Source organism: Rhizobium sp. AN5 (assembly GCF_900215255.1).
Lineage (GTDB): Bacteria > Pseudomonadota > Alphaproteobacteria > Rhizobiales > Rhizobiaceae > Agrobacterium > Agrobacterium tumefaciens.
The window spans coordinates 20,789-41,087 of record NZ_OCMJ01000005.1 but is presented as its reverse complement, the minus strand read 5'-3'; the positions used below and the strand labels follow the sequence as shown (position 1 = coordinate 41,087).

The following is a 20,299-nucleotide window of genomic DNA, read 5'->3' as shown; positions in this document are numbered from 1 at the left end:
TTTTTGTTTCACCGGCGATTGCTTGACTCCTTTTGTCTATGAGAACATTTATAGAACAAAAAGGAAGGATCAATGCCCGCGCCACTCCTGAAATCAACCGAAATTCAAACCACGATCAGGAAGCCGCTTAGCTGGCCGATGCTCATTTGCTACCAGAATGAATGGCAGGTTTGTTACAAGGCGAAGGGAAAGCTTGACTGGCGCACTGTCATTGCATGGGTGTACGGCCGGGAAAGCATCTTCTTTTGCGAAGTGGGGCAGGAGCAACATGTGGTGGATCTACCAGACCCCAAGAAGGTGCCGTTCTTCGACGCCAATTTTCCTTTCACCGTGGACGAAGTCAACGAAGACGGCTTCCGCTTCAAAGAGCTTGCCGGCGCTGAAAACATCGTGGCGGCAAATGCGGCCTATCAGGTCTACAGGCATAATTGCAGCGGCATCGTGCGGTTGAGGCATGGCGGCCGAATAGTGCGGCGCTCCGATGAAGAAAACTAGCAGCTAGAAATCAAGATCGTCATCATCTGGAGAGACGGACAGGAGCGCTTCGTGGGCGGCATCAACAAAAGCCGTGCGTGCATCTTCCGGCCGATCATCTAAGCCATTTTCAAGGACGGCAGAGCAAACCATGAGAGCGGTCACATACGCCTGTCCATCCGGACTACCCGGCCACTTTTCGAGAAGGCACCGGGCCAAGTCCGTGACTGTTTCAAGGGTTTCGAAATCACCCCAATTGACCGTAATAGGCTCTATCCTGAATTCGCTCATCCGGCGAGCTTACACTAAAAACCGCGACGTTTAATCAAGCCGGTACACGTCCGCGTTATCCTGCCGCTCTCTCAGCCCCTTGTAAGCCGCATGACGTAGCTTGCGCTCAGGCGTAATTTGCCGAAACTCAATCTCCGCAATGAGCGTCGGTTGCACCCAAACAACCTCACGCCGGCCGGCATAGGCGACGGGCGGCTTTTTCTTACGCCACGGCAATTTATCGAGCATCCGGCGCAGCTCGTTTGCGGCCCGCTCTTTAAAGCCAGTGCCGACGCTTCCAACATAGCGCAGCTCGTCACCGTCATAGGCGGCCAGCAAGAGCGATGCAAAGCCACCGCTGGCTGACATGGAGGGTTCATATCCAACGATCATGAAGGGTTCCGACAGGACGCATTTAACCTTGATCCAGTCGCCGGTTCTTCCGCTCCGGTAGGGGCTGTTTCGATCCTTGCCGATGATGCCTTCCAGCCCGAGGCGGCAGGCATGCTCCAACATCAAACCGGGATCGTCGGTTTCAACTTCTTCGGAAATCCGGATTGCGCCGTCAAAGCCCGCCAGCATTTCTTCAAGCAGGTGGCGGCGGCTTCTGTACGGCAGCTCGCGCAGATCGCGGCCGTCGAGGTAAAGAAGATCGAAGGCAAACAGCACGGCATTGCCGGCCGTCTTCTTGCCGCTACGCGCGCCAACAGCACCCAAGCTGTTCTGTAGCGCATTGAAATCCGAGCGCCCTTGTTCGTCCAGGACGACCGCTTCGCCGTCGATGATGAAAGACGCCGGGCCGAGATCGCGAGCCGATTGCTCGATAGCCGGGAACCGTGTGGCCCAATCATAGCCGCCGCGTGTCAATATCCGCACGCCGCTCGCGTCAGCATGTATCGCAAGCCGATAGCCATCCCATTTGATTTCCCAGCCCCACTTGTCACCTGAAGGCGGCTTTTGCTTCAGCAGCGCAAGAGCAGGCTCCACACGCGTCGGCATTGGCTCCAGCGGCAATGCCGGCTGGGCCTTGTTTCTCTTGCGGATCGGGCGCGACTGAAGGGGCTTGCCATCATCGCGCAGCAGCAGCTTTGATCTGGGGCGAGGGGGCTTTGTCATACCCACAGCCTGCACCCGAAACCTTTACAAAGATTTGTCAGCACCCACGGGGAAAATCATTTCAGCGATCGCCGGCGGCCGACGCTGCAGCGTGAAACATTCGTTCGCCGTCTTGTAATTTTATTGCGACCGCGGAGCCGCTTGAGCGCGCGATCGCAGCAAGAAATTAGAAAGTCATTCCCGACGCCGACGCCAGAAACGCAAAAAGCCGCCCGGCATGACCGAGCGGCTTTCGAGTTCATAGCAATGGCAGGTTTGGAATAGCCGGCTCTTTGCCGTCGAGAATGACGACTTCGCCAACCTCTTTTCCCTCGCCGCCTCGAATGGTGTAGGTCAGCGAAACCGGCGTCATGGGATAGCGTGCGAAGATTTCCCGCACTTCCGGCCGGTCATTAAGCGAGATCATGAAGCGGCCCTTGATCGTGCTGAGACGTTCGGCCATTTCCGCAAAGTCATCTCGCTTGAAGACGTTCTTTCCATAATCGTTCTCGCAGCCGAAGTAGGGTGGATCGAGGTAGAACATCGCGCCCGGCCGGTCGTACCGCTCAATGAGCGAACGCCAATCGAGGCATTCAATGACGACGCCGGCGAGGCGTTCGTGGACCTCCTCCATGATCGGCGTCAGCCGCGTGACGTTGAACCGCGCTCCACCCGTGGTATCGACGCCAAAGGTTCGGCCGGAAATCTTGCCGCCGAACGCCAGCTTTTGCAGATAGAGGAACCGGGCGGCCCGTTCCAGATCGGTCAGGGTAGCAGGATCGCACGCGGCCAGCCGCTCGAATTCCCGCCGTGACGTAATCTGGAATTTCATCACCTCCAAGAGCTGGGGCAAGTGACGCTGCAGAATGCGAAACAGCGTCGTCACGTCGCCGGAAATATCATTGATGACTTCTGCTCGAGGAACAAGGCGACGGCGAAAGAATACGCCGCCCATGCCAGTAAACGGCTCCACATAAAGGTCATGCGGAATTTGCTCGAGCAATGCAGCGATCCGGCCGGCGAGCTGCTTTTTGCCGCCGAGATAGGCAGCAGGAGGGGAGACCGGCCGCACTTCGGAAAACTGGAAGAGATTTTGCATTTGTCTAAGACCATCTTTTCTGACAAACCGCACCGGCCTGCGCAGGCGAAGGGTGCGGCAATGATCTTTGATGTTGTCGGGCGGGGTACGACGCCAATCTGCACCCGCTGTTGCAGCCGCGAGGCTGCGGCCACCCGAGGGCGGCATGCAAAAGGGCCGGCGAGCTGATACCTGCCGGCCCTTTTTTTTGAGGATCAAGACAACTTACGCCGCCAAACCGATGCGCGGCTTATCGCCCTCTACCATCATGATTTTCTGAAGACGTAACGGCAGGTTTGATGCAGGAGCCGTCACGCCGAAACCGGGGCGGATCGAGAAGTATGTCGTGAAGGCGTTCGGGTCTATGTCTGCATCAATGAGCACGTTGTGAAAGACTGCCATCATCCATCCGCCCGTGACCTGGTCGCCGGCTCCACCGAATTGCAGGGCAGCGCCGACCAGCGTGCGCGTTCCCCCTCCGGACTTCACTACCCAGTTGATAGTTGGACTACGTTGTCCAGCCACGGAATAATAAAGGATGGCGACCGTGACCCGCTTGCCAAGAAGGGGCGTCAACTCGGTTGTCCTGATGTAGCGAACCATGCCAGCGGCAGCATTGCCGTTTGGAGCCATCGAAAATGAATGAGCAAAACCCGGCCACTTAACATTAGTGTCCTTTCTCGCCGTCGCTGGGGCTTGCGCGCTCCAATTGACTGGAACCGCACCTGTCCAGTTCGTGAAGTCAGGATTGGCATGCAGGTTGGTTGCGGCAGTGAACGGCCACGGCGCGGTGGCGTAGCCGGCGACCGGCGTCGATCCGCGATAGCTGGCAATCAGATAGTCCGCAATTTTCGCATAACCCAACTCGTTTGGATGCGTATCGTCCAGATACCAGGTGGGCGGCTTGCCCGCATCCATGAACGCCTGATGCGTGTCGATGACCATGATATCAGTCAGTGACGCGCCAATCTCAAGAATTGCTGCCCTCACCTTGTCATAGCCGGCGCTACTGCGCTTCGGGTTTTGGGTAGTGATGATCTGCGGTACGCCGGGCCATTTCAGGCATGTCATGGCAATGGGACCGAGAAAGGCTGATTTGCCAGATACGTATCTGACGTCGCCGCTCGAAAGCTCAAAGCTTTGCATGTTGTGGCCCTGATGCATGATGCAGAGATCGGGCGTCGGAACCGCCAGCGCGGCGGCGCGCTGGTCGGCAAACATGTAGCCAGCCATGCCACCCGGCAAAGCCGCCAGATAGACCGTTAGCGTGCCACGCTTGCCAGTACGAAGCGTAACCGGAGCGGCGTAAGCCTTTGGGCCGGTGGCAGCGTTGATGTTCCATTCCGCCCAACGATAAATGATGACGGTCGCATCGTGCATGTCGCCAATCGCTTGCGCCAGACGGTAGAAAATACCGGGATCGGCATAGGCGGTGCTGTCACCGTTCACGAACAGCGTAGCGTTTTCACCAGCATCAAGTTTGGCGTGAATGGGCGACCACGCGTTGATGCCCCGCACATTGACCGTAAAGGTCTTGCGCCGCACCCGCTTTCCGTCTGTAGCCTCAATCGTCACAGCCGGCGCAGGCATTGCTTTATGGTCAAGCGGGGTGAGTCCGCGCACGATGTTACGGCCGGATATAGCAAATCGGCCGCCAGCATCATCGAGCAATTTGAATGTCCAGGGCATACCTACCTCCAAAGCGGCGAGCGTGTCCCCGGCTGCTGCCACATCGTCAAAGTTCAAAGATGAAAGGGAGACCATAGCGCGAGCCTCGTATACGGACAGGACAGCCAGAGCCGCACCCGCCAACGCGGTCTCTTCAAAGTCCAGTTTCGATATCTCGATGACAGGCCCACTATCGCCATCAGGCATGGCAAGTCCCATGCCGGCCCGGAATGAAAAACCACTCATGTCCGGCCCTCGCGAAAGCCGCGCAACGCGATGTCAACCGGGCTTTCGGCGCGCACGTAGACCTTGTCCGTTTCCGCGAGGCCTGCGACAAGTTCACGGGTTCCGTCCGTAGAAAGCAACAGAAAATGTGGCGTGTTTGCCGCCGGCGCATTTTCCCCGATCACTACATAAACCGGGTACTCAGTTGCTATTTGCAAACCAAAGCGGCTGCATGTTTCGCCGTCGACAGCCAGTTGATACGCAAGCGTTCCGGCAACAGAAAATGTATCGGTCATTTTATCCTCAAAGATTATATTGCTGGGGATCGCAGGGCCGTCCAAGCGCCCGCGAGAACAGAAATGGGCCGGCTGCAAACCAGCCGACCCATCGTTGTTAGAAGGTCAGGCGACCTTTTTGCTAAACCAGCGCTGGAAAAGAACTTCCGTTCCACGCGGCCCTAAGTAGGCAAGCGCGGCGATGAGGCCGGTTGATGCGGGCTGGCTCATGCCGAGGTATGACGCAACGCCTTCACCAATGAGCGCCATACCCACGGCCACCGGAAATTCCCAAAGCAGCTCGCGCCCGAAAAACTTCCTGTTGCCTTTTCTGGCTTCATTGCCGTGCCACATGAAGCGGCCGGCAAGTGCGCCGATGATCGTTGTGAATGCCCCGCCGCCCCACGCGGTCAGCATTTCGTTGAACGAGTTGAACTTGTCCACCTTCAGCCCCTTGGCTCCTCTGAAGCCCTACGATTTCTATTTCCGGCAGGCAGGGTCTTTCATGCACTGCTGGTTGTTTGAGTGGATGGCCGGGCCAGCCGTGGCATCCTGCGAAGCCAGCCGCGCCGCCTCCGCATTTGAAAAGCGCGTAACCTGATATCCGCTGCCTTCAGTCGTCGCAGGCGCCGTCAGGCAACCCGCTAGAGCGCATGAGAGCAAGGCAACGATGGCGAGGCGCAAGATCGCGAAACGATGCATTGTTTTTCTCCATTTCGGTGATGCGTTGGAGCGCGTTTTTTGCGGCCTTCGCCTCGCCCTCTGCGCGCTCGATGGAGCGCCCTTCGTGCTTTCCGAGGTGATAGGAACCAGCGGCGAGGGCAAACGCGCAGAAAAGCCCCCCAGCCGCCATTTTGAGCCATCCGGCATCCAGCCCGAACATTACCGTACGGCGCTCCGGTTGATCGTGATGCGGCCGGAACCGACAAGCCACGTCAGAACCACAGCCCCGACTGTCGCGAAGACGAGGCTACCGAAGGCCCAAGGATTGGAGATCGCCCCGAACAGGGTTGCGCCGCTTTCAACAACGCCCTTGAGATCGTCCACCGCGCCGAGGCCGATAGCGCCGAGGAAGCTGCCAATGATCGTCAAGAGCGACTTGCTTTTCATGGCCGGCACGTTGTCCGCCTGCGCGTCGCGGTCGGCAACATCATCCGGCTGGCCCTGATGATAGGCGAGGGCGGCGGCTTCCAAAGCATCAAGGAAGGATTTGTAATAACCGGCGATCAGCTTTGCCTTGTCCCGGCCATTTACAACCGCGCGCGCGCCGACCGGATCATCTTTCTTGAGATTGAAATATGCCAGCAGCTTTTTGCCGGTAAACAGGCCTTCGAGCATGCCCACGATGGCAATCTCTGCGCTGATATCGAGATCAAGGGCGAGTGACGGATTGCCGACCAGGTCAACTTCGATCCGCTTGCCAAGGGCATCGTAGTTGAACTTATGCGTGAGCTGGATTTGGCCGCGTCCGAACCAGCTCTTTTTGTCCGCATCCTTGCGCCAGTAAGGTTCACTGACCTGTCCCAGCCGGCCGGCCTTGTATGCCTTATCGAGAGCAGCAATAGCGCCGGCGTCGGTCGAGGCGAAGGTTTCGCGAACCGGTAACATCGTGCCGCCCGTTTCGTGAAATACCGACGCCAAAATATAGGCGAGGAGGCGATTGTCCGGACCGGGGATTTTGTGAGAGTCCCAGCACCGGAAAAGTGCATTCATGCCATCAATCTGGCCCTGCGAAAGACGGCCGCCAAAAGGCGCGCGCCTCGCATATGCGAAGAACGTTGTCGCATCCATAAGGATAACTCCGATTTAAATGAGGTTGCCCGAAGGCGAGGGGAGGGAATGAACCTGGTGGTTCAAGCGCCCGGCGAGGCCGGGCGCTGCCAAGTCACCAGAGGCGACCAGACGAGTGGACCCGTCGCACCGATGGCGACGGGCAGTGATTATTCAGTTTTCATCCGTGCGCCCCAGCCGAGGCGTCAGGAAATGCGCCGGCGTTGCAGGCGTACCAGGTGCACTATTAGGCGCGACCTTGCCGCTGCTTTCCGGGCCGTTCTTCGAACCGCCAGCATTGCCGGAGGAACCGTCGCCTTCATCTTCGCCGCCTTCCGTCGATGACTTGCCATCGTAGAGCTTGCCGGAAATGTCAGTGGTGAAGGTGCCTTTCGCGACATACTTATGCGTGGCCGTGTCGATGATGTAGGGCACGCCATCGAGGCCGGGCCGAATGCCTGCGTAAAGCAGCGGCGCACCCGCGCAGATTGAGGTATCACCGATCACCGTGACCGATGTGCTGCCCTCGCCACGCTTCAGGTTCTTGGCTTTGGCCTGCGCCGCCTTGTCGGCTTCGTCCGGCGACGAAAACGGCTCCGGAATGCGATAGACGCTATCGCCGTCAGCATCTGCATCCGCTTCGATTTCGACGCGCTGCGCCTTGTCGCTATCCTGATAGTAGGCAACCACCTTGCTGTATTTCGTGCGGTCGCCAACATCGAACTTCAGGCTGCCGAGCTGCACCATTTCGGGGGTCACGATCACGCTACCGATATTGTTGCCGCTCGCCGATCTGCCCGAACCCAGCTTTGAAAACAGCAACCGGCCCTGCTTGATCGAGAATAGCCCGTTGTGGCGCTGGGCGAGCCGGCGCAGGAAATGGAGGTTGCTTTCATCCTGCTGGCCGATCCAGTCATAAACGAACTTCGACAGATCGGAATCAACGGCCGGCGTCAGGCCGCTTTCGCTCGCGATCTGCGAGACGATATCGCCAAGGGACTTTTTATCCCATGCTCGCTCTTGCCGTTCCTTCAGCTTGCCGCTCCGGAAGTCTACTGCCTTTCCCGAGATCGACAGGCCGTAGGGCAAACAGGCACCATTGATCTTGTCGGCCGTGAAGGTGCCTAGCGAACCTAGGTTGTTGCCGTAACCCATCCGGACGGCAATGATTGCGCCCTTGCGCGGCAGGGCCAGAAAGTCGGGCGGACCATCATTCAGCTCGATATCCACCGTGTCGGATTTCAATCCTTCTTTATCGGTGACCGTGATGGACTTCAGGCGCTCGTAGAACGTGCCGGCCACGGGCTGGCCATCAATCGTGATTTCGACGCGTGGATGCATGGCTCAATCCCAAAGACTGACAAGACGCGGCTGCGTCGTAGTGGACAGCATGGCGGGCATGGTGATTGCAGTGCCCATCGGCAGCACGACGCCTAGCGCCGCGAGGCCGGGGTTTGCATCGAGAACGACCTCGACGACTTTTTCCGTTCGGCCGTAGTGCGCCAGGCAGGCGAGATCGACGGTTTCACCCTGCCGCGTGATGTATGTGTTCGACATGGCAAATCACCGGAAGAGGTTGGAAAGGAAGCTTGTGGCGCGATCCAGAATGGAGCCACCGGGCAGGGGCATTATGTCCGGCTGGCGCTTGAGCTTGATGGTGTAGGCGTTGCGCGCAGCCACGCCGCGCGCGTTGTGATAGGACTTATCTTCCTCGATACCCTGCACCGTGAATACGCCTTGGATGACGCCCTCAACCGTATCGCCCGTAACCAGCATCATGGGCACGCCGGCGAGCGCTTCAGCGGCGATCCCATCGAGCTGCGATTGTCCGCCGAATTCTTCGGTGAAGATAACGCCGGCGATGGTGATTTCGTCTGACGTAGGGCCGGTCCATTGCTGGGGGTTGAGGGTTTGCCCCACGGGCACTTCCGCCCATGAGGTATTCAGGGAGCGCTTGACACCCTGATAGCCGAAACCCAGCGCCTCGAAAGCGAAGCCGCCGAGCATCATTGACGTGTAACCGGACATATTTTACCTCTGGCGACGCATGATGAATAAGAGGGGGAACAGCGGTGAAGCCAACGCTGATACTTGCACCGCTGCTGATTTTCGCGACGGCGGCTTCTGCCGCGCCCGAAAAGGTATCCGGCCAGATCGCAGTCCAGCTCGGAACGGTTTTGGCCGCTGAAGACTTTTGCGGCCTGACCTACGATCATAAGATGATCGCAGCGTATATCGAGAAAAACGTGCCGGCCGACGACATGGGTTTTCCCTCATTCCTAGAGCTGATGACATCAGGCAAGAAGTCAAAGCAGAAGAAAATGACACCGTCCGCCAAGGCCGCCCACTGCGCTCAAATCAGCAGGGTAGCAAAGACGAACGGCTTTATTCGCTAGTCGCTGAAGGCACTTTCAACATCCTGCCGCACCTTTTCGCCGATTTGCGAGGCGGCAGCATTGCCGGCCGCCAGCGGATCGGAAACGCCCGTGATACTGAACTGGTTGTGCACCGTAACGCTGACAGGTTCGCGGTTCGTCACCCTGACATCTTGTGTACCGTTCGGCTTGACCATTTCCGCAATCGAGCCAGCGTCGATGCGAGCGAGAACCGGTTGACCGGAGGCGGTTGCCGTCGCCGGCGCACCGCCCGCCGATCCACCCACGCCGGAAATTCCCGCGTGTTCGCGAAAGCTGAATTCCGGTTTGGCGGCATCGCCGAACCAGAAACTGTCCCAGCCAGAAACCCCCGAAGCATCCTTGTTGAGACCAAAGAGCTTCTGCAGAGCTTCCTTGTACTTTTGCTGGTTGTTGACCTGGTCCTGAAACGTATCGCCGGGGGTGTCACCCAAACTCTGGACGGACAGGCCAAAGCCGAGCTGCGAACCGAAACCCTTCAGCCATTGGCCAGCCTGACTATACCACGGCAGAACTTCAGGCACATTGCCACCCCCGCCCTTCGGGGCTTTCCCGCCCGGCTTACCACCGTCGCCACCCAACCCTGGAAACTCGCTCAAAGTTCCTATCGTTTTCAGGATCGATAGCGCCGTGCTTGCACCGGATAGAAGCATCAATGCGCCCGCCAGCTTGCGAACCGTACCCGCCAGCATCGCGATGCCCGAGGCGTACAAAAAGAGCTGGAAGCCGTAGCCGGACATTTCCGCAAGGAATTTGGCAATCGGATTATCCTTGATGGCGTCATTCAGCTCGCGAAGCGATGCGCCCCATTCTTTGGCTTTCATGAATATGCTGCCGATGCGATCTGCTGCGTTTGCGTCGATTTCCCCAAACAGCAGATCACCCAAATCTTCTGTTAGCTCGCGGATGCCGCCATCGTAACCCAGCCCCTGCATGAACCCTTTCATGGTCGCAGTGGCTTTGTCCAAGATGGTTACTCGATTGCCGAGTGTGTCGATCACATAGCCAATACCGGCCGCGCCCTCGCGGATCGCCGGCAACATGTCGTCACCCATCTCGGAGAACACGTTCGAAATCTTGTTGCCAAGCAGATCGAGGACATTGCGCGTCGTGTTGGCGCGCTGGACATACTCTGCGAAAGCCGATCCGGAATACTTCGTCCGGTCGGCCACGGATGCGAGCGCGTCATCCAACAGCTTGATATTGCCGACCAGCGGCATGAAGGCGCTGGCTTCATCACCGAAGAATTCGGACAGGAGCGAAGTCTGTTGATGCTTCGGAGCCTTGGAAATGGCCGTCAGCACTTTTCGCATGGTGCCTTTGGCGTCTTTCTGCATATCCTTGGCGATAGATGGTAGATGCAGGCCGAGGGCTTTTGCAGCGTCACGCTGGGACTTCTTGGCAAAGTCACCTTTCGACAGTGCGCGGATAACGTTCTTCATCGCCGTGCCGGCCGTGCTGGCATCCGAGCCGGCCGCGATCATGGCGCTACCCATGGCCGCAACGTCTTCTTTCACAAAGCCGCTCATCTCGCCGATGGCGCCAACGCGCAGCATGAATTCGGTAACGTCTTTGGCCTTGGACGCCATGTTGTTCGACAGGTGGTTGATGGCGTCGGCCATTTCACCAGTTTCGGCGACATTCAAGCCGAGCTGGGTTTTCAGCTTGGCGAGGCTTTCGCCGGCGTCGGCCGCCGTCATATCGAAGGCAACGCCAACACGGGCGGCCATTTCGGCAAAACTTTGTAGATCCTCAGTCGCCACGCCGGACTCGCCCGCCGCCGCGAACAGGGCCGCAATGTCGGTTGCGGCCAGAGGGATTTCGCCAGACATGCGCCGGATGCTACGGCGCATGTTTTCAAACTGTTCGTCGCTCGCCTCGACAACCTTCTTCACGTCTGCGAAGGCGGTTTCGAATTCGATGGCAGCGCCGGCCGTCGCCGAAATACCTTCGGTCGCGCCGAGGTAGCCGGCACCCAGCGCGACGGCCTGCCCGATCAGCCCGCGCATCGGCGCGAACGCCTTCATCTGCTGGCCTTGCAGCCGGTCGAGAGTGCGGAAGATCGGGGCGGATTTTGCAACAACATCTTCCAGAAGAGAGATGCGCAGGGTGCTTTGCACGACAGACATTTATTGCCTCATGATCTTGGAAAGCTCACAGGACTTTTCGAAATAGGCCAGCAGCTTTTTAGGAGACCATCGCTCGATGACTTCAAGCGATGTGGAGTGACGTTCGGAGACGAAGACGGCGATCAGCCGCCAGTCGTGTCCTTCTTCTTCTCGTTTCCCAAGAGGCCGGCCGTCTTATCGACAATCTTAGAAAAGTCTTTTGCGCCGATCTTCTTGAACGCCGGCAGAGGCGTATCGGAGATCGAAGCGAGAATGGCGGTCATTTTGGCGAGCTGGCCGGGAAACCCATCGCCGACGATCAAATCGCCAACGGTCGGCTCACGAAAAGTCAGGGAGGAAATCGTGGCTTCGCCATGGGTGACGGGCTTGGAGAGAGGAACGATTACTTCATCGGTCTCGGTATCGGCGACGGTATTGGTATTGGTAGCGGTCATGGTGAAACCTCAAAGAAATGGCCCGCACGAAGCGGGCCGAATGAAAGGAGAATTTGCGGAGGAAGTGACACGCCCTTAGAGCAAGAGCGCGGTACGAATGTCGGCGTTTTGCGAGACGCCGCCGACTTTGAATTCGAAATCATCCATTTCGTAGATTTCTGCGCCGTCGATTTCGAGTTTGTAGTAATTCACGTCCACGGCGTAATCGTTCGCCGCCAGATCGCCACCCTTCCAAGTGCCCGGATCGGGCTTGTAGAGCTTGCCGCGAATGGACATGACGGCACTGTGCGTGGTTCCATCTTCATCGACATGCGCGCCGGTAACGAGGAAAGGCGTGTCAGCGCCGGGCTTCAGGCGGAAGAGCTTCAAGATTTGCGGATCGAGACCCGGCATCTTGAAGCTGAATTCCAGCGCATTGTAACCAAGGTGCACGTTGCGTTCCTTGATCATGCCGGCGTTGCGCATCCCCTCGCGCTTGGCTTCCGGGACAGGCGGCGTGATTTCGCCGATCTGGCCGAGCTGGCTTTCGCGATCTGCCCACAGCATGCAGTCGCGAAGGATGTAACGGGGAAGGTTTTTTTCTGCCATGTCTGGCTACTCCTTATGCGGCAACCGCGAGCGGGCCGGTTTCGATAAGCCCATTCACTTCATCCAGCAGAAGCCGGTAGTAGAGAATGTTGCGGTGAGTGGTGATGTGGATTTGCTCCATGATGGCAACAGGCTCGAACTCGACGTTCAGGAAGATTTTGCCGTTTGCCATCAGGGTCGGATCATTCAGCGCCGGGAACCAGCACCGGCCGCCGAGAATGTCATCGTTGTTTTTGAATACGCGAAGAGCGGCGTTACCGTCTTCAATCATCATCTTCATATTCGCCTTCGTGAACTTGCGATCCACGTATGCGAAATAGATATCTTCCAGCGACTCGTTGATCATGTCGGCAGTGGCGCGGACACTATCGAACTGCCAAATGGGATCATCAATCGCCAGACGGCTACCCCAGGTGCGGAAGCCGCCACGCTCATTGATGATCGTCGCCACCTGATTTTCGTTCAGGTAGTTGGCGTCATCCGGATACGAGATCGTGCGGGCAACGCCGTCGATGGTGCGGATGATCTTGTTCGAAACCGAACCCGACACACCCTCACTGGATGCCACGACGCGAGACCGCACGCCGGCAAAAACCGCTGCAACCGGCTTTGTCACCGGAACCCCGTTAACGTTCTTGATGACCTTCGGATCGATGACCAGAATGCGGCCACCGTTGATGGTGCGACGAAAACGCAGGGCTTCGGCACTGGTCGTGTTCGGGCCGCTGATATAGCCACGAGCGCGAATTTTCGGGGTGATGGCATTCAACGCAGAAACGAACGGATTGGCCACGTCACCCACGTTTGCCGTCGCCTGCGGCAGCACCTTTGCAGCATCTGCGCCGCCGCCTTCGAAGGTAATGACAGGCGGCTCCGCGAGCTTCTTGCCGGGTTTGACGACGCGGACAGCCACAACCTTATCAGCGTTGGTGCCTTCACCCATGACGGCTTCAAGAGTCGGCAGCTCCTTGCCCTGATCGTTACCGCCGCCCGTGGCCTTCACAATTGGCGGCTCGGTCAATTTCGAGCCTTCAGCAACAACCGAAACCGATACGACGCCGGCTTCCACCCATGCACCGGTATTGCCGGCCGTGATGATGACGCGCGGCTGGTAGCCCGTCAAACCCTTGGCACGAAGTGCTGCGTAAATGCCGGTTCGCGCGACCAGGTCGCCGATAAGGTTCGCCTGCAGTATTGCCGGATCGGCGCTATGCTCGACGCGGTTGACGATGCACCACGATCCGCCTTCGCCGAAAACCGTCTTCACGTCTTCGAGCAAGGTGCCGCCCGCGCCGAGGCCTTTTGCTTTCGTCTCAGAAGTGACGAGCGTTGGCGTGTTCAGCGGAAACGCGGCCGGATCGGCGTCGGGTGCCGTGCCGTTGATGAAAGTGATGCCTTGGCGCTGGACACGAAGAAGCGACGGGGTTTCCGTGCTTTCGGTCAAGGTCACGCCATGCGCATAGGCTAGGTCAGCCATTATGGACTCCTTTGAAGTTTACAGATTTTGAAGGGGGGGCCGGTTCATAACCGGACATGAGGGGGCGCACCGCCAGAAAAGGCGGGGCGGGTTTTCAGATAGGAGTTGCCGTCAGGGCCAATAGGCGGGGTTCGTTGCGAAGTCGGCCGGGATCGCGATCATGTTCTTCAACTTGCGAGCCGCGAAGATATGCGCCTGCTTGTGATTCAACGCCGCGTAGCCGAAACGCATCGCGGTTTGCGCATCCATCGGATGCGTCGAGTTGTCTGCCGCGATCCACCTGAATTCAGGCGGCGCATCCGGATCAAGGAGGCGCTGCCATGCGAGGTTACCCGGCTGTGCGCCGTAGATTGTTATCGCATCTGTAGCCGCCGCCTTCGCACCCGCAATGTTCTCTCTATCTTCCGGGCGGGACTGGTAGTGTACCCCTTCGAAGACAAAGCCGGCATTGACGCGACGGTCGCGCTCGATATCAACATCGAGTGCACTGGCATGCCCGAGGGCAAGCAGCTCCGCAGCATGTGTCGTTGCAAGCGTCTTGATTTCGTCAGGCGTAGGCTTGTCATTCGGCAAATCCCATTTGACGATGATGGCCGTGCTTGTCCGTTCCAGACTGTTCATCTTCACCTTGTGCGCGCACCAGAAGTCAGCGCCATGAATAGCCGCTGGATGAAGCTTGCGGATCAGGAAGATCAGTTCGTCGGACGACAGATCGTAGGGCAGGTTGTCAGTACTGTAGGCGTCTTCCATCAGTTGTTCCTCAACTGCACCGCTCGCAGCTGGACGGTATTTGTGCCGCGAGAACTGCGAAGCCCAATCAGTACGTAGGGGTTCGGGGCGTCGGCCGTGAGATCGTTGTAGTTCGGATCAATTGCCCCGAACTCCCAAATACCGCCATCGTGCCACACGCGCGCGGCGCGATCAGCAAATCGGTCATTCAGCCATCCGTAAGTGGATGTCCAGATTTGGCCGCCGTTATTGAACCTGACGCGGTGCTGGCCATTGTAAGCCCAGTCCATATTTGAGTCAGACTGCGCTACCTGCCTCCATAGATAATCACCCGAGTATCCGTTCGGTGAGAAATCGATGGCGGCGGCGTGACCCTGTTCGGCGCGAAGATCGATGATGGCCCAATTTGACCCACCCGGCACGATGGCTATGTTTCCAGAGATAACCCCGCCAACCAATCTCACATACCGGGTATCGAAGAAGGCGGCGAGTTTGGCCTTGATGTTTGCCCACGTCACCTTGAACATGGTAGACGAACCAGCCTTCACGCCTGCAAAAGCATCGCCGTCATCCGGCGTTTCGACGCCGTTTGCTCCGGCAACAGCAGCACCTACCGTGGTGGTAGTGGTGAGCGTCGGGAGATTGCTCAGCGGCACTTTGCGATCCAAACCAAGAGGTGCGACACCTTCCGCCGCGTCTCTCTGGTCTTTGAGCATGTAGATCGAAAGTCCCGCCCGAAATTCGGTCAAGTCATTCGCAGTCGCATAATAGGCTGGCAACTGGCCGCCAAATTTTAGTGTATCGGGTGCCTTGCCGCCGACGATGATCTGGTCGATCTGTTCCTGCGCCAAGGTGATTTTTGTTTGCAGATTTGCAATCTGCGGGGCGACGTTGGCCTGAATATAGTCAAGCGACGCCTGTATGCCCTGCGCTTCGAGGGCGGCAAAAGATGCAGCGCGCGCCTCAACGGTAAAAAGGCGCACGGCGATGTTCGCCATCGTGCCGTTCCATAAGGGCCGATCAATCAACGTCTTCGGAAACGACGGAAGCTGATAGTCGTCAGACCTCTCTGGCATAGTCCAGCACCTCGTCACCTTCCTGCTCGATGATGGCGACAACTACCGTGCCGAGCATTTCGATTTCATTGAGCGGCTTGTATGTGAACGCGCCGAGTTTCACGGGCCGCGAGAGCTTCACCTGATAGGATTTTTCAGTGTTGATCTGGAAAGCCATAAGAACCCCTTAGAGTGCTGCAATGAACGCGTCCTGCACGAACGGCACGGAGGCGACATTGTTTGTGGTGGCCGCTGGACGCATACGAGCGGCATTCGCCCCAGCGCCGAGCGTGTAGGTTGAAAGATAGGTCCGACGCGAAGGGCGTTGCGGATCGACCGTGATTTCAGTCGTGTTCGGATTGACCACCGTGTTTCCGACCATGATGGCCGGGGTGAAGGTGTGGCGGTCTGGATCGAAGCTATCCAGTGTGAATTGCGTCTGGATGCTTGTCGTCGCGAAGCCAAATGGAAAGCTCTTCGTGACGGCCCGCATGGTGCTACGGTTTCTGGCAACGCGAGAGATTGCTTTCTGGTCAAGCTGGATCATCGGCTGCAAGTCAGCCGTTCCCATCATCACCATGCGCAGCTCGACCGACGCCGGAAGCCCCACCAGCGGGTTCGTCGTCGGATCGCCGTCATCCAGTTCGGTCCAGACATTTGACCCGGAAGGCCGGATTTCCCAACCAAGCTGGCAACCACCTGGCACCCAGCCTGCAAACAGCATGTCAATTTGCGTCATGCCATCCGCAAGGTTCAAAGCCTGCATCGGAATGACTGTGCGCGGGCTGTGATAACGGGCGGCATTCAGGCGGAAGCAGATATCCGTTTCGGTCGAACCTTGCGAGAACGCGCCGTCCGTTGTCAGGAATTGCGTACCGCCCGTGTACTTGTTCGACCCCGAGATATGCAGCGCATGCGCGCCAGTCGTGACGGTCACGAACGCATATCGCTTTCCGCTTTCCAGCAAGGTGATTGGCAGAACCACTTTGTTCCAGCCGACAACGAGATCGGCGTGGTTCAACTTGCCCTGCGCCAGTACAGCGTCGAAACGCGGCATGCCGCCCGTGGTGGTTTCCACGATGAAGACATGCACATCGCCGTCAGCGCCGACGCGGGCAAATGACAGGTCGAGGCTTGTCAATTGCATCGGCTGGGCCACAAGGAACGACTGTCCGTAGATGGAGCCGTTTACACCCACGTCTTCGGTGACGTATTCCCAATAGGGTTCGCTATACATTTCATAGCGAATTTGCCGCACGCCATACGTCTGGTGGCCGGGACCGCCATAGTCGCGCCTTTCGACAACTTCGAAGGTTTCGCCACCCACGTTGAGCATCTGCCCCACGCGGGAGTCACCCCCGAGGCCCGCCCAGCCAGCCTGATTTTCGCAGGCCCATTGCGTCGGGCCGTAGGTGATGCGGACGCGAGATGCTTCCTTGCGCACAAGTGTGGTCTGGGTATGCACCAACTGCGAAATATTCAGCGTGCCATCCAGAGATGTGTTGGCAATACGTGTCACCTCGCTAAAGGCTGGCACCATGCGACGGCCACGGAAGGCGATCTTCGGATCATCTTCCGCCTGCACTTCAAGCCGCGCCTGCGCTTCCGCTGCAAAGCCGAACCGGACACCCTCTTCAATGCGCGCCAGCCAGTCCACATGGGTCATGTCCCAACGGTCTGTTATCAGCGCCTGATCGAAGACGAATGCGCGGGCTTCGTCGGGCAGATCGACTTTCAGCCGCGCCGCGCCGATATCGCGTTGCATCTGGCGAATGATGACAGGACGCGGGATTTCCGTCAGCTTTGCCTTGATGTTGACGATCTGCGTTTCAATCGTCTCGGTCCGCATGAACAGGCCATCAAGATCGACTTCAAGCGCCGTAACGCGACCTTCCACTTCGTATAGCGTCTTCACGCGGTCGCTGTTGCCCGGTTCGATGGTGTTGACGCCGGCAGAGGTCAGCAGCACGAAGGCGATGCAAGCATCTGCGGCATCAACCAGAGGCTTTACGGGAACCGGGTTTGCTTCGCCTTGCTGCACGATCAGTTCGACTACACGGCGGATTGTCTTCGGCGTGGTGCGGTTGACGATGACGCTTGTTTCCGGATCGTCAGACGTTTCGAAAGGCCGGTTCGCCGTGTCGGTCACTTCCTTGCCACGCAGCAGGATCGCAACCCAACGCTGATCGGATGCGGCGACCGGTATCTGAAGCTGAAGGTTCATATCCTTCGGCGCTACCTGCGCATAGACGATCTTGCCGGCGACGTAGCGGCCGGTCGAAACCGTGATTTCCTGCGCAGATTTTCGGGCGACCGTGAAGGCGGCCCAATGGGCAGGGTAGCCGATAGCATCAAGCCAAAGATGATCGGTGGCGTCCTGCGCCTGCAAACCGATGGCTTCAAAATCGGCGTGTTCGGCGATTTCGGCTTCAGAAAAAGCAGTTCTCTGCATGTTTGTTTCCCTCAATCCAGCCGCTTGCGATCCATGTAACCGCCGATGGCATGGCTTCCGTCGATGAAGATGTTGTCGTCAAAGGTGATGCCGCGCCGCCATGCGAAGGAAACGGAGTAAAGCGTTTCCGGCGTCTTGGAGGTCGCCATGGCCAGCTTGGCGCGGCGGATAGGTTCAAGATTAACCGGCGTCATCGCCGCCCGTTTGAAGGCACTGCGGCCGATCTGGAAACGGTTCCTCGGGGCGGTCAGCGCCACGCGCACCAGGTAGTGCGCAACGAATGCCTTATGCGCTATGGGCGTTCGCCCGATCACTGCCCGGCCGAAGGTGAAGCGGTTCGGATGTGCGATGCGATCAACAATGACCGCATCGACAAAAGCAAGATTGCGCTTCAGCCCGGCAAGTGTGCCTTTCAGCGCCGCCAGAGGTGATGCGGGGTAGAGCGTGGAAACGCCGGCGCATTGCGCGATCATTTCCCGCTTTCGCTCTTCGGTCCAATCGTCAAACCAGAGATCGACCGAATGATGCACGGCAAGCCAAGGCAGGAACCGCGCCGGCGTCTGGTATGGGTTCATCAGCTCGGCGTAAGGGATCGGCAAGTCATCCGACGTTGCGGCGGCAAGCGCCTTTTCGAATTCCTCCGACGATGGCGGAAGCAAAACGCCTACATCGCTCATGCCCGCACCTCGATTTGAATATCAAGGCTGGTCATGACGGGCACCTTGTACGGGTCCGGCTCGATGATAACAGGAGCGAGATCGCGCACCCGGATCACTCCATCGCCGAAGGCCGCACCAGAAAGCAGGGCTTGCGGGATTTCGCCGCCAATCAGGATGCGGGAGGTTGCCGCCGCGATGATGCGCTTTTCCGCTTCCGCCTTGATGATGGCGGCGCTGGCGCGAGCGGCCACGATTTCCAGCGAGAGCGAAACCGCATATTCGGTGCGGCCGGCCGCCATGACCGAGATGGCGACGGCTTCCGGCGCGCGGTCCGGATGCGTGACAGCAGCCCGGATAACGGCAAGCTCCGCATCTGTCGGAAGCCTGCCCATAGGGCCAGTGATGACAACATCCGTATCACCGCGCCGGCCGTGGACCGCCCGGCCATTCACCCGCGCATCCCAAATCCCGAGCGACTTGTCATCCGATTGCGGCCACGCCGTCCAGGCATCGAAGAGATAGCGGCCAGCCGAACCAGCAGCCGGCAGATCGAAAGACAGAAGGTAGCGGCGAAGCAAGGCGTCGTCGCCTTCCATGATGGCGGCCGAGCTGGGCGTGGCAGGCGCAACGACCGAACGGACGATGTTGCGGCCGGCCGCGATGGCTTCCAGATTGTCGCCCTTGGCATAGGCCGCCAGCAACGACCGGAATGCATCGTTGACGCGCTGGCGATCCATCAGGCGCAGATAAGACCATGCTTCGCCGACAATGCCGGCAGGATCGGTTTCAAGGCTCTGCACGTCATAGACCGGCAGGGCCGGATTGATGACACGCATCTGGTTCCAGAATTCCAGAAACCGGACCTTGAAGGCCGAATAGAGCGTTTCGAAGTCCAGCGCCTCGATGGCATCCGGAGCCGGCAGGCGCGAAACGTCGATGGCGGCCGGCGCGTAAACAGCAAGTGTCATGATGATCTGCCCGCTATGACGACCCGCGTGCTTTGATCTTCCGCAATGGAATAATCGCCGCGATGGCCGAGAGGATAATAGACGCCGAAGATTTCCAGCGAGATTTTGCCGCTCGCGTCGGCACGGCTGACTTTTCCGAACCGCATCCGGAAACGCGGTTCCCATTTTTGGATTGCAATTGCGGCCGAGGAATAGAGCGCCAGCACATTGCGGCGCGTCATCTTCGCATCGACCAGGTCCGGCAGTTCCGAACCGAAATCACGTCGCATGACGCGCGCGCCGATTGGCGTGTTGAGGATTTTGTCAATTGACTGCCGGGTGTGATCCCAATCAGTCAGGGGTGCGCCGGTTGCGGCGTTGACGCCTGTTGAGCTTGGCATCCTCTTTCCCCTTTTCATCGATTGGCGAGACGACATCGCCGAAGGGCGGCGCAAGCTCGCGGGCCTGATCGGCAGACAGTTGGATGGGTTCGCCGGCATCACGCCAGCGCCCGGCAATCTCGCAGCCGGTGCGAACCGTGTAGTTTTTCATGGGGGTTC

24 protein-coding genes are annotated in these 20,299 nt (G+C 58.4%); 2 read left to right on the top strand and 22 right to left on the bottom strand.

Translation table 11 applies throughout. The features are described 5' to 3' along the window. The first annotated feature begins 72 nt into the window (after positions 1-72). Entirely contained in the window at positions 73-495 is a 423-nt protein-coding gene (locus tag CRP02_RS26975; protein WP_097172989.1) for a hypothetical protein, read from the top strand. Positions 496-498: 3 nt separating this feature from the next. On the opposite strand, the gene CRP02_RS26970 is transcribed toward CRP02_RS26975, so the two are convergent. From CRP02_RS26970 to CRP02_RS26920, 10 genes are all read right to left on the bottom strand, one after another. Next, positions 499-765: a DUF982 domain-containing protein gene (locus tag CRP02_RS26970; protein WP_097172988.1), complete on the bottom strand. Its 267-nt coding sequence runs from the start codon at positions 763-765 to the stop codon at positions 499-501. A 30-nt stretch (positions 766-795) separates the two neighbouring features. Continuing rightward, positions 796-1,860 carry a non-homologous end-joining DNA ligase gene (gene ligD, locus CRP02_RS26965; RefSeq protein WP_097172987.1) on the bottom strand — a complete coding sequence of 355 codons (1,065 nt, stop codon included), beginning with the start codon at positions 1,858-1,860 and terminating at the stop codon, positions 796-798. A gap of 238 nt (positions 1,861-2,098) precedes the next feature. After that, positions 2,099-2,938 carry a DNA adenine methylase gene (locus CRP02_RS26960; RefSeq protein WP_097172986.1) on the bottom strand — a complete coding sequence of 280 codons (840 nt, stop codon included), beginning with the start codon at positions 2,936-2,938 and terminating at the stop codon, positions 2,099-2,101. A gap of 204 nt (positions 2,939-3,142) precedes the next feature. After that, a complete protein-coding gene (locus CRP02_RS26955) occupies positions 3,143-4,831 on the bottom strand; it encodes an SGNH/GDSL hydrolase family protein (RefSeq protein ID WP_323455398.1) in 1,689 nt (562 codons plus the stop codon). Beyond that, on the bottom strand, positions 4,828-5,106 hold the full coding sequence (locus CRP02_RS26950; protein ID WP_097172985.1) for a hypothetical protein: 279 nt from the start codon (positions 5,104-5,106) through the stop codon (positions 4,828-4,830). The genes CRP02_RS26955 and CRP02_RS26950 overlap by 4 nt, the downstream gene beginning before the upstream one ends. A 105-nt stretch (positions 5,107-5,211) precedes the next feature. Continuing rightward, positions 5,212-5,502 (bottom strand): phage holin family protein, encoded by a 291-nt coding sequence (locus CRP02_RS26945; protein WP_031234067.1) that lies wholly within the window; start codon positions 5,500-5,502, stop codon positions 5,212-5,214. A 465-nt stretch (positions 5,503-5,967) separates the two neighbouring features. Next, a complete protein-coding gene (locus tag CRP02_RS26935) occupies positions 5,968-6,876 on the bottom strand; it encodes a glycoside hydrolase family 19 protein (protein ID WP_097172983.1) in 909 nt (302 codons plus the stop codon). A gap of 153 nt (positions 6,877-7,029) precedes the next feature. Further along, on the bottom strand, positions 7,030-8,196 hold the full coding sequence (locus CRP02_RS26930) for a phage late control D family protein (RefSeq protein WP_097172982.1): 1,167 nt from the start codon (positions 8,194-8,196) through the stop codon (positions 7,030-7,032). Positions 8,197-8,199: 3 nt separating this feature from the next. Then, a complete protein-coding gene (locus CRP02_RS26925; protein WP_097172981.1) occupies positions 8,200-8,412 on the bottom strand; it encodes a tail protein X in 213 nt (70 codons plus the stop codon). Positions 8,413-8,418: 6 nt separating this feature from the next. Then, complete coding sequence (locus CRP02_RS26920) at positions 8,419-8,883, bottom strand: phage tail protein (protein ID WP_097172980.1); 465 nt, start codon at positions 8,881-8,883, stop codon at positions 8,419-8,421. A gap of 44 nt (positions 8,884-8,927) precedes the next feature. On the opposite strand from CRP02_RS26920, the gene CRP02_RS26915 reads away from it, so the two are divergent. Further along, the gene (locus CRP02_RS26915; protein ID WP_097172979.1) at positions 8,928-9,251 is read left to right on the top strand and encodes a signal recognition particle; all 324 of its coding nucleotides are present in this window, start codon (positions 8,928-8,930) and stop codon (positions 9,249-9,251) included. Here the strand turns inward: CRP02_RS26915 and CRP02_RS26910 are convergent. The 12 genes from CRP02_RS26910 to CRP02_RS26860 all read right to left on the bottom strand — a co-directional run bounded on the left by CRP02_RS26910 (position 9,248) and on the right by CRP02_RS26860 (position 20,291). Beyond that, entirely contained in the window at positions 9,248-11,398 is a 2,151-nt protein-coding gene (locus CRP02_RS26910) for a phage tail tape measure protein (protein ID WP_097172978.1), read from the bottom strand. The genes CRP02_RS26915 and CRP02_RS26910 overlap by 4 nt on opposite strands. A gap of 122 nt (positions 11,399-11,520) precedes the next feature. Further along, positions 11,521-11,832: a phage tail assembly protein gene (locus tag CRP02_RS26905; RefSeq protein ID WP_097172977.1), complete on the bottom strand. Its 312-nt coding sequence runs from the start codon at positions 11,830-11,832 to the stop codon at positions 11,521-11,523. A 75-nt stretch (positions 11,833-11,907) separates the two neighbouring features. Then, the gene (locus tag CRP02_RS26900) at positions 11,908-12,420 is read right to left on the bottom strand and encodes a phage major tail tube protein (protein WP_179784181.1); all 513 of its coding nucleotides are present in this window, start codon (positions 12,418-12,420) and stop codon (positions 11,908-11,910) included. 13 nt (positions 12,421-12,433) lie between these two features. Further along, positions 12,434-13,897: a phage tail sheath subtilisin-like domain-containing protein gene (locus CRP02_RS26895; protein ID WP_097172976.1), complete on the bottom strand. Its 1,464-nt coding sequence runs from the start codon at positions 13,895-13,897 to the stop codon at positions 12,434-12,436. 111 nt (positions 13,898-14,008) lie between these two features. After that, positions 14,009-14,647, bottom strand: a complete 639-nt coding sequence (locus CRP02_RS26890; protein ID WP_097172975.1) for a DUF4376 domain-containing protein — start codon at positions 14,645-14,647, stop codon at positions 14,009-14,011. After that, the gene (locus CRP02_RS26885) at positions 14,647-15,624 is read right to left on the bottom strand and encodes a hypothetical protein (RefSeq protein ID WP_097172974.1); all 978 of its coding nucleotides are present in this window, start codon (positions 15,622-15,624) and stop codon (positions 14,647-14,649) included. Before CRP02_RS26885 ends, CRP02_RS26890 begins: the two co-directional genes overlap by 1 nt. 61 nt (positions 15,625-15,685) lie before the next feature. Next, on the bottom strand, positions 15,686-15,859 hold the full coding sequence (locus CRP02_RS27675; RefSeq protein ID WP_179784180.1) for a hypothetical protein: 174 nt from the start codon (positions 15,857-15,859) through the stop codon (positions 15,686-15,688). A gap of 9 nt (positions 15,860-15,868) precedes the next feature. Then, positions 15,869-18,133, bottom strand: a complete 2,265-nt coding sequence (locus tag CRP02_RS26880; RefSeq protein ID WP_097172973.1) for a hypothetical protein — start codon at positions 18,131-18,133, stop codon at positions 15,869-15,871. A gap of 11 nt (positions 18,134-18,144) precedes the next feature. Continuing rightward, entirely contained in the window at positions 18,145-18,810 is a 666-nt protein-coding gene (locus tag CRP02_RS26875) for a phage tail protein I (protein ID WP_097172972.1), read from the bottom strand. Then, complete coding sequence (locus CRP02_RS26870) at positions 18,807-19,760, bottom strand: baseplate J/gp47 family protein (RefSeq protein ID WP_097172971.1); 954 nt, start codon at positions 19,758-19,760, stop codon at positions 18,807-18,809. Before CRP02_RS26870 ends, CRP02_RS26875 begins: the two co-directional genes overlap by 4 nt. Continuing rightward, positions 19,757-20,140, bottom strand: a complete 384-nt coding sequence (locus tag CRP02_RS26865; RefSeq protein ID WP_097172970.1) for a GPW/gp25 family protein — start codon at positions 20,138-20,140, stop codon at positions 19,757-19,759. Before CRP02_RS26865 ends, CRP02_RS26870 begins: the two co-directional genes overlap by 4 nt. Beyond that, positions 20,091-20,291 (bottom strand): hypothetical protein, encoded by a 201-nt coding sequence (locus tag CRP02_RS26860; RefSeq protein ID WP_097172969.1) that lies wholly within the window; start codon positions 20,289-20,291, stop codon positions 20,091-20,093. The genes CRP02_RS26865 and CRP02_RS26860 overlap by 50 nt, the downstream gene beginning before the upstream one ends. Positions 20,292-20,299 lie beyond the last annotated feature (8 nt).

Bases quoted from the DNA above. Each gene is read 5' to 3' on its own strand.
- CRP02_RS26975 (WP_097172989.1), top strand. From the start codon at position 73: ATGCCCGCGCCACTCCTGAAATCAACCGAAATTCAAACCACGATCAGG.
- CRP02_RS26970 (WP_097172988.1), bottom strand. From the start codon at position 765: ATGAGCGAATTCAGGATAGAGCCTATTACGGTCAATTGGGGTGATTTC.
- ligD (WP_097172987.1), bottom strand. From the start codon at position 1,860: ATGACAAAGCCCCCTCGCCCCAGATCAAAGCTGCTGCTGCGCGATGAT.
- CRP02_RS26960 (WP_097172986.1), bottom strand. From the start codon at position 2,938: ATGCAAAATCTCTTCCAGTTTTCCGAAGTGCGGCCGGTCTCCCCTCCT.
- CRP02_RS26955 (WP_323455398.1), bottom strand. From the start codon at position 4,831: ATGAGTGGTTTTTCATTCCGGGCCGGCATGGGACTTGCCATGCCTGAT.
- CRP02_RS26950 (WP_097172985.1), bottom strand. From the start codon at position 5,106: ATGACCGATACATTTTCTGTTGCCGGAACGCTTGCGTATCAACTGGCT.
- CRP02_RS26945 (WP_031234067.1), bottom strand. From the start codon at position 5,502: ATGCTGACCGCGTGGGGCGGCGGGGCATTCACAACGATCATCGGCGCA.
- CRP02_RS26935 (WP_097172983.1), bottom strand. From the start codon at position 6,876: ATGGATGCGACAACGTTCTTCGCATATGCGAGGCGCGCGCCTTTTGGC.
- CRP02_RS26930 (WP_097172982.1), bottom strand. From the start codon at position 8,196: ATGCATCCACGCGTCGAAATCACGATTGATGGCCAGCCCGTGGCCGGC.
- CRP02_RS26925 (WP_097172981.1), bottom strand. From the start codon at position 8,412: ATGTCGAACACATACATCACGCGGCAGGGTGAAACCGTCGATCTCGCC.
- CRP02_RS26920 (WP_097172980.1), bottom strand. From the start codon at position 8,883: ATGTCCGGTTACACGTCAATGATGCTCGGCGGCTTCGCTTTCGAGGCG.
- CRP02_RS26910 (WP_097172978.1), bottom strand. From the start codon at position 11,398: ATGTCTGTCGTGCAAAGCACCCTGCGCATCTCTCTTCTGGAAGATGTT.
- CRP02_RS26905 (WP_097172977.1), bottom strand. From the start codon at position 11,832: ATGACCGCTACCAATACCAATACCGTCGCCGATACCGAGACCGATGAA.
- CRP02_RS26900 (WP_179784181.1), bottom strand. From the start codon at position 12,420: ATGGCAGAAAAAAACCTTCCCCGTTACATCCTTCGCGACTGCATGCTG.
- CRP02_RS26895 (WP_097172976.1), bottom strand. From the start codon at position 13,897: ATGGCTGACCTAGCCTATGCGCATGGCGTGACCTTGACCGAAAGCACG.
- CRP02_RS26890 (WP_097172975.1), bottom strand. From the start codon at position 14,647: ATGGAAGACGCCTACAGTACTGACAACCTGCCCTACGATCTGTCGTCC.
- CRP02_RS26885 (WP_097172974.1), bottom strand. From the start codon at position 15,624: ATGGCGAACATCGCCGTGCGCCTTTTTACCGTTGAGGCGCGCGCTGCA.
- CRP02_RS27675 (WP_179784180.1), bottom strand. From the start codon at position 15,859: ATGGCTTTCCAGATCAACACTGAAAAATCCTATCAGGTGAAGCTCTCG.
- CRP02_RS26880 (WP_097172973.1), bottom strand. From the start codon at position 18,133: ATGCAGAGAACTGCTTTTTCTGAAGCCGAAATCGCCGAACACGCCGAT.
- CRP02_RS26875 (WP_097172972.1), bottom strand. From the start codon at position 18,810: ATGAGCGATGTAGGCGTTTTGCTTCCGCCATCGTCGGAGGAATTCGAA.
- CRP02_RS26870 (WP_097172971.1), bottom strand. From the start codon at position 19,760: ATGACACTTGCTGTTTACGCGCCGGCCGCCATCGACGTTTCGCGCCTG.
- CRP02_RS26865 (WP_097172970.1), bottom strand. From the start codon at position 20,140: ATGCCAAGCTCAACAGGCGTCAACGCCGCAACCGGCGCACCCCTGACT.
- CRP02_RS26860 (WP_097172969.1), bottom strand. From the start codon at position 20,291: ATGAAAAACTACACGGTTCGCACCGGCTGCGAGATTGCCGGGCGCTGG.